Source organism: Accumulibacter sp. (assembly GCF_023806565.1).
Classification (GTDB): domain Bacteria; phylum Pseudomonadota; class Gammaproteobacteria; order Burkholderiales; family Rhodocyclaceae; genus Accumulibacter.
On sequence record NZ_JAMTDV010000005.1, the window covers coordinates 1 to 7,221 of the forward strand.

General features: G+C 62.6%; 3 protein-coding genes. All 3 read left to right on the top strand.

The features are described 5' to 3' along the window. Nucleotides 1–128 precede the first annotated feature (128 nt). Nucleotides 129–4,334 carry an amino acid adenylation domain-containing protein gene (locus tag NFV80_RS00495; protein WP_296757461.1) on the top strand — a complete coding sequence of 1,402 codons (4,206 nt, stop codon included), beginning with the start codon at nucleotides 129–131 and terminating at the stop codon, nucleotides 4,332–4,334. A gap of 697 nt (nucleotides 4,335–5,031) precedes the next feature. Beyond that, entirely contained in the window at nucleotides 5,032–5,868 is an 837-nt protein-coding gene (locus tag NFV80_RS00500; RefSeq protein ID WP_296757464.1) for a transporter associated domain-containing protein, read from the top strand. Between the two features lie 4 nt (nucleotides 5,869–5,872). Next, nucleotides 5,873–7,221, top strand: a 1,349-nt coding sequence (lnt, locus tag NFV80_RS00505; protein WP_296757466.1) for an apolipoprotein N-acyltransferase, incomplete at its 3' end; no start/stop codon positions are given.

Below are 7,221 nucleotides of genomic sequence, written 5' to 3' on the forward strand. Positions count from 1 at the left end.
GTGCAGGGCGCGCGCCGAGTCTGCCGCGCCCAACTCGGATAGCCAATCTTTCGCTTGATCGCGTCGCAGCTAGGGTGCGATCATAACGTAACGAGTCCGACTGCTGGGCATGGGTCGTTGAACCGACGGTGCACCATTCTGAGGCACACGGATCCATGCTCATAAGCGGCGCACTTGGCGTTACCGGACTAACTTCTTTCGGAGCTCCACTTGACATGACATCTCCCACCCGTACCCCGGCACGGCACGCGCCCGAGGATCCTGAAGGCGACCTGAGCGACAAGCTGTTCTGGTTGTCGAAGCTCGATGAGGATGTGCCGCGTGCAGCTGTCGTTCCGGATTTCAGGCGAGCAACCACGCTGGAACGAGTATACGAGAGTATTGGCTTCGAACTGGATGCAGAGGTCGTGCGCATCCTGAAAAGTCTCGAGACGACCCGTGGAGCGTCCGATGTCGAGATATGCGTAGGTCTGCTTGCCGTTCTCCTGGCCAAGTACCAGCGCGAGGACAAGATGGTTGTCGGCCTGAAAGCGGCAGCCGCTGCGGATGATTTGCCGGTCGTCGTTCCTTTGCTGCTGGCCTGTGAGCGCGATGCGACGATCCTCACCATCATAAGGAACGTGGCAGCCGAGTTGGCGGAGGTGTCGGCGCGTTCATTGGCAATCGTGCGCGAACTTCCTCAGCTCCTTGGCCGGGAGCTGGGCACGCACCGCTTTCCTCTCTTTGATATCGCCCTGGCGGTGGGAGGAGCTGGAACCACAATCGACCTGCGCGCCTATCCCGTGGACTTGGCTTTTCTGTTCGAGACCGTTGGGGGACGTTTCCACGGCAGGGTTCTCTATGCCGTGGATCTCTATGAGAAGGCAACGATTGAGCGCTTGGTTTCACACTTATTGACGGCAGCCAGGCAAATCTCGGGCGATCCGGCGACCACGCTCCGGGACATTGTCATGCTCACCGCGGAAGAACGACGACAAGTGGCACTGGAATTCAACGCGAGTTCCGCTCGGTTCCCCGTTCAGTCCACCTTCCACGCGCTGTTCGAAGAACAGGCGGCCCGTACACCCGAAGCTACAGCGGTGATTCACCGGGACACCCGCCTGAGTTACTCCGAACTCAATGAGCGCGCGAACCGGCTGGCGTCTACCTTGCTGGCGCTCGGGTTGACGAAGGGCGCTTTCGTGGGCATTTTGCTTCACCGGAGTTGCGACTTTCTCGTCGCCATGCTGGCTGTATTCAAGGCGGGCGGGGCATACGTACCGCTCGATCCCACCTACCCGCGTGACCGTATCCGTTACATGCTGGAAGACAGCGAGGCGGCTCTGCTGATTTCAGACGCAGCCACTGTCGCAGATTATTGGGAAATGTTGGCCGATTGCGCAGGCTTGAAGGCCCTGCTGTCGGTCACCGGGAGCATCGACGGCGGGCCCCGATCTGAGCGGCCAGGTCTTGCGCTTGTTCAGCCCGAACAGCTCGCGGCCGCTCCGCGTCACAACCCCGAGCTGGCGCTCACCGGCACGGACCGCGCCTACATGATCTATACGTCGGGATCGTCGGGACGGCCCAAGGGTGCGATCTGCTGCCACGACGGGGCGCTCAATCACCTCTTTGGAGAGCTCGAGGGAATCGGCATCAAGGGCGACTTTCGTTTTCTTCAGACTGCTGCCTCGTCGTCCGACATCTCGGTCTGGCAATTCATGGCACCTCTGTTGTTCGGAGGAGCGACGGTGATCGCCGACTACGAGGCGGTGGTGGATCCTGCCCTGCTGTTGGCCGCAATGCGCGACCATCGGGTGACGGTAGCGGAGCCGGTGCCGGTTGTGTTGCGCGCCCTCATCGATCTCCTCGCCGAGTTGCCGCGAGAGAGCCGCCGCCTTCCCGACCTGCGCTGCATGATGTGTACCGGCGAAGCACTGCCTGCAGAACTTGTCGACCGCTGGCTTGTGCTCTACCCCGACATTCCCATCGCGAACACCTATGGCCCAACCGAGACTTCCGATGACGTGACCCTGCTGGTGATGCGAGAACCCCTTTCGCACAAGTGCGGGATTGCCCCCATTGGCCGGCCGTTGCCCAACATTCGCCTCTTCGTCCTGGACCGGGATCTGGCCCTGCTGCCAGTCGGTGTTCCCGGCGAGATCTGCATTGCCGGCATCGGCGTTGGCGAAGGCTACTGGCGCCAGCCGGAGAAGACGATGGCCGCTTTCGTTCGCTGCCCGTTCCCGGAGGTTGCCGAAGGGCGAATGTACCGTACCGGCGACCTCGGCCGGTGGCTGCCGGACGGATCCATCGAATTTCTCGGCCGCATCGATCAACAGGTCAAGGTTCGCGGCTACCGCGTCGAACCCGGAGAGATCGAAGGCGTGATGACGCTGCACCCGGCAGTGCAGGACGCTGCCGTGGTCACCGTCGAGGATGCCGTAGGCAATCTTCGCCTGGTGGGATATTTCGTCACGCATAATGGCGCCCAGCTGAGCACGGCCGAATTACGACAATACCTCAAGGGCGCGCTTGCCGATCACATGGTGCCGGCCGTTCTCGTTGCGCTGGACGCGCTGCCCCTGACGCCGCTGGGCAAGATAGACCGCCGGGCGCTGACCCGAATAGAATCTGCGAAGGGATTGGAGAGCGAGCACTACGTTGCACCGCGCAACGCCACCGAAGAGGCTATCGCCGCTGTCTGGTCGAAGGTCATCGGAATCGACCGCGTCGGCATCCACGATAACTTTTTCGAGATCGGCGGCGATTCGATCCTCACCATCTACGCCGTCGCAGAACTCGCGCTGTTGGGGTTCACGCTCGCACCGCGGCAAATCTTCCGCCATCCGTCGGTCGCCGAGTTGGCCTCGCACCTCCTGGCCGGGCAGGAGCACGCCGACGACAGCGTCCATGCATTGGACAGCGCAATGCGTGCCGACCAGACATGGGACACGGGACTCTGGCGGGAACAGCTGGCCGCGCTGTTTCCCGAAGTCGAGGACGTCTATCCGCTGAGTGCAACGCAGCGCGGCATCTACTTCCAATCGTTGCTCGTTCCAAGAACCTCGGGCGCTTATGTCGAGCAAATCGCCTTCGACTTGACCGGAACCGTCGACGAGACCGCGTTTTGCCGGGCTTGGCAACACGTTGCCGGGCAGGAGGAAATGCTGCGTACTGCAGTCGTCAGAAGGGGGGCGCCCTACCCGCTCCAGGTATTGGTGCGTAGCGCGGCTCTCGTTCCGTCCATTCTGGACTGGCGTGAAATTCCGGCGACGCAGCACGCTTCCCATTTGGCTCAATTGATCATCGACGACAGGATGAAGGGCTTCGACCTGAAGCGCCCGCCGCTGAGCCGCGTGACTCTGGTCCGTCTCACCGACGTACGCTGGCGGGTGCTCTGGACATATCATCACGTCATCTTCGACGGTTGGTCTGAACCGCTCGTGCTGCGCGAGGTGTTCCAGGCCTACGACTCGCTTGTTGCAGGATTGCAGCCGGGTACCGAACAGCGCACGCGCTACCGCGACTTCGTCGTCTGGTCCGAATCGCAGGATGCTTCGGCAGCACAGCGTTTCTGGCGCCACCAGTTGGCAGGGTTTACGACACCGGTATCCATCAAGGACCTTTCACCGGCCCTTACTCCGCCTTCCAGCAACGAGATCTCGCACGGCTGGCACGAGGTCCGTGTCGCGCCAGGAGATTTCGCACCACTGGAACAAGTCGTGCGGCGAAGTGGGCTCACCCTGAGTACTCTGATACACGGGGCGTGGGCGCTGCTGCTGCATCGCTATACGGATTCCGCGGACGCCATGGTTGGCACCATCGCTTCCGGACGGCAGTGCGGCTTGCACGGCATCGACACCATCCGCGGCCTGGTTGTCGTCACGCAGCCATTGCGCACACGTCTCGTGGCGGATGCCACGATCCTGTCGTGGTTGCGCCTGCTCCAACTGCAGATGGCTGAAATGCGCGAGTACGAGCACACGCCGCTGGCGCTGATCCAGCAGTGTAGCCAGGTGCCTCCGGAAAGACGGCCGTTGTTCGACTCGGTGGTGGTAGTGGGCAATTACGCCGGAAGCGATCTGGCGGGCTGCGCGCCAGCCGGTTTGAAGCTATCCGATGTTGCCTATGTGACCCAGCCGCTCTACCCGCTGACGCTGTTCGTGACCGTCAGCCCCGAATTGACGATCAGCCTCGTTTACGACAAGCGGCGCTATGCCTTGGAGACCGTTCGCCAGATCATGTCGGCCTATCTGAAGTTGCTGAGGCGAATCGCCGAGAATCCGGAGCAACGCGTGACGAGCCTGCTCGATATCGCCGCAGGCAAGTGTGTTCCAAGTCAGGAAGAAGCGTGAGCAGGGGCGCGCCTCGCCGGTCGGACAAGATGCGGCTCAAGTCTGCCAACCGTATGATGGGTTGCGACTTGTCTCGGATTCGCTTGCCGTCTTGCAGGCCGCATGGCATCCCGGACCATTCGATCATGCCAGGGCAGACAGGGTCTCGGCTTTCTCGCGGAATCGGCGCGGGGCGTGAAAAGCAGACTAACGGGCATGACGGTCCCAGACACCCCCAATAATGAAAGTCATGCCCGTTTCCCTCCCTTGCAGGGCGCATTCCGGCTTGCACGCCGGAATCGCTCGATGGGCACGGAGCATGCTCCGTGAATTCCCCATCTCGCCCCCCGACCCCTCCCGCGAGCGGGCGAGGGGAGGTTCGTGAGTCGCTGAGGCGACTTTCACATTGAACAGGGCCTTGGCGCATCTGTTCCGAGTGACGAGGCCCTGATAAGCTGGTGAAGCTCGCACGATGCCGAAGAGCAGACTGTTGAATAGGGCGACATCTCGATTTTCGCCAAAGCTGTGCCGGATACCTCCAGCAAGTCATTTCACAAGTCCGGCCTGCTTTCACGAAATGACGGGCGCCGATCGAAGAATGACGGAATTCTCGAATACCTGCCCCCCACTCAAGAATAGGTGTGAAGCGTCAGCGGCGCTCGCCCGCCTGCCATCGCCGGCGCATCGCCGCTGACGCTTCATTCCTCGCAAGGCAAGCATGGACAGCAGTGACAAGCCCGGTCTTCTTGAACGACTTTCTTCGTTCCTGGTGCGAGAGCCGGAAGATCTCGAACAATTGATGCAACTCTTACACTCGGCCCACCAGCGCAAGCTGCTCGACGCCGACGCCCTCGGCATCATCGAAGGCGCGCTCGCGGCTTCGGAGATGACCGTTCGCGAAGTCATGGTACCCCGACCACTGATGGAGGTAGTGGATGTCGGGGACTCGATCGAGGAGGTCGTCGCCCGGGTCAACACCACCGCCCACTCGCGTTTTCCGGTGATCAACGGCAGTCGCGACAACGTGGTTGGCATCCTGCTGAGCAAGGATCTGTTGCGCGTACGACCGGAAGATCACTTCAACTTGCGCGAGTGGGTGCGTCCGGCAGTCTTCATCCCCGAATTCAAGCGCCTCGACGTGTTGCTGCGCGAGTTTCGCGTGTCGCGCAATCACATGGCGATCGTCATCGACGAATACGCCGGCATCGCCGGCCTGATCACCATCGAGGACGTGCTCGAACAGATCGTCGGCGAGATTGAAGACGAGTACGACTTCGACGAAGCCGACGACAACGTCCAGCTCGATCCGAACGGCCTGTATCGGGTCAAGGCGCACACCGAACTGGCCGACTTCAATGCCGCTTTCGGAACGAGCTTCAGCGACGACAAGTGCCTCACGGTCGGCGGCCTGATCCTGCATCGCCTCGGCCGGGTGCCACAGTTCAACGAAACGACGGTGATCGACGGTTTGAGTTTCCAGGTTCTGCGCGCTGACAGCCGCCGCATCTACACACTGGTCGTCTCCCGTGTGCCGGAGGCGAGCGACGCTGAATAGAAGTTTGCGCGGACGCTGCTTCGCCGCATTCGCGCTGGGCGCGGTGGGCGTGCTCGGCTTCGCCCCGGTCGGCTGGTTTCCGCTCGAATGGTTGAGCCTGGGCGGGCTGTTTGCCCTGCTCGTTCGGGAAGCGGATGGCGAACGGCGGACGCTGCCTGCCACGCTGATCGCCGCAGCCTTCGGTTTCGGGCTGTTTCTCGCCGGCGTCTCGTGGGTCTATGTCAGCCTCAGCGTTTTCGGCGGCATGCCGATGCCCTTGGCAGGCATGGCGACGATCCTGTTCTGCGCCGTGCTCGCGCTCTTCCCGGCGGCGACCGGCGCCCTGTTCGTTTATCTGGCGCCGCCCTCCTGGTGGCGGCGTTGCCTGCTTTTTGCCGCCGTTTGGACCTTGTTCGAGTGGTGCCGAGGCTGGGCATTCACCGGCTTTCCGTGGCTGGCTGCCGGCTACTCGCAGACTCCGCCGAGTCCGCTCGCCGGTTATGCGCCGCTGGTCGGCGTGTATGGTGTTTCGCTGCTTTCCGCGCTGGTCGGTGCGCACCTGTTCGAGATCGGCAGGCGCTGGCGGTCCACTGCCGCCTGCCGGGAGCGCGGCTGGCAGCGCTGGCGTCCCATCCCACCCCTCCTCGCTGCCGGCCTGATTCTGGCTGGCGGATTCCTGCTTCGCGAGGCGCAATGGACGCAGGCGACGGGCGATCCCGTCTCGGTGGCCCTGCTGCAAGGCAATGTACCGCAGGAGATGAAATGGCGGCCCGAAAGGTTCATCGATTCCTTGCGCACTTACTATCGTCTGGCACTCGACAATCCGGCGCAGCTCACGGTGCTGCCCGAAACCGCCCTGCCGGCCTTTCTCGACCAGGTGCCGGCCGAGTATCTCGATGCCCTGGGGCAGCTCGCCCTGCGGCGGAACGGTGACCTGCTGCTCGGGATCGCCATCGCCGAGGGGAGCGAGTACTTCAACGCGGCATGGAGTGCGGGCGCGTCGGGGCAACAGCGCTACAGCAAGGTCCATCTCGTTCCGTTCGGCGAATTCGTACCGCGGGGTTTTGCCTGGTTCATGGCCATGGCGAACATCCCGATGTCGAACTTCACCGCCGGTTCCCCCGGACAACCGCCGCTGCGCCTGGCCGGCCAGAGCGTTGGCGTGAACATCTGCTACGAGGACGCCTTTGGCGAGGAGATCATCGGCGCCCTGCCCGCCGCGACGCTCCTGGTGAATGTTTCCAACGTCGCCTGGTTCGGCGATTCGCTGGCGCCGGCACAACACCTGCAGATTGCCCGCATGCGCGCCCTGGAAAGCGGCCGCATGATGCTGCGCGCCACCAACACCGGCATGACGGCGATCGTCGACGTGAA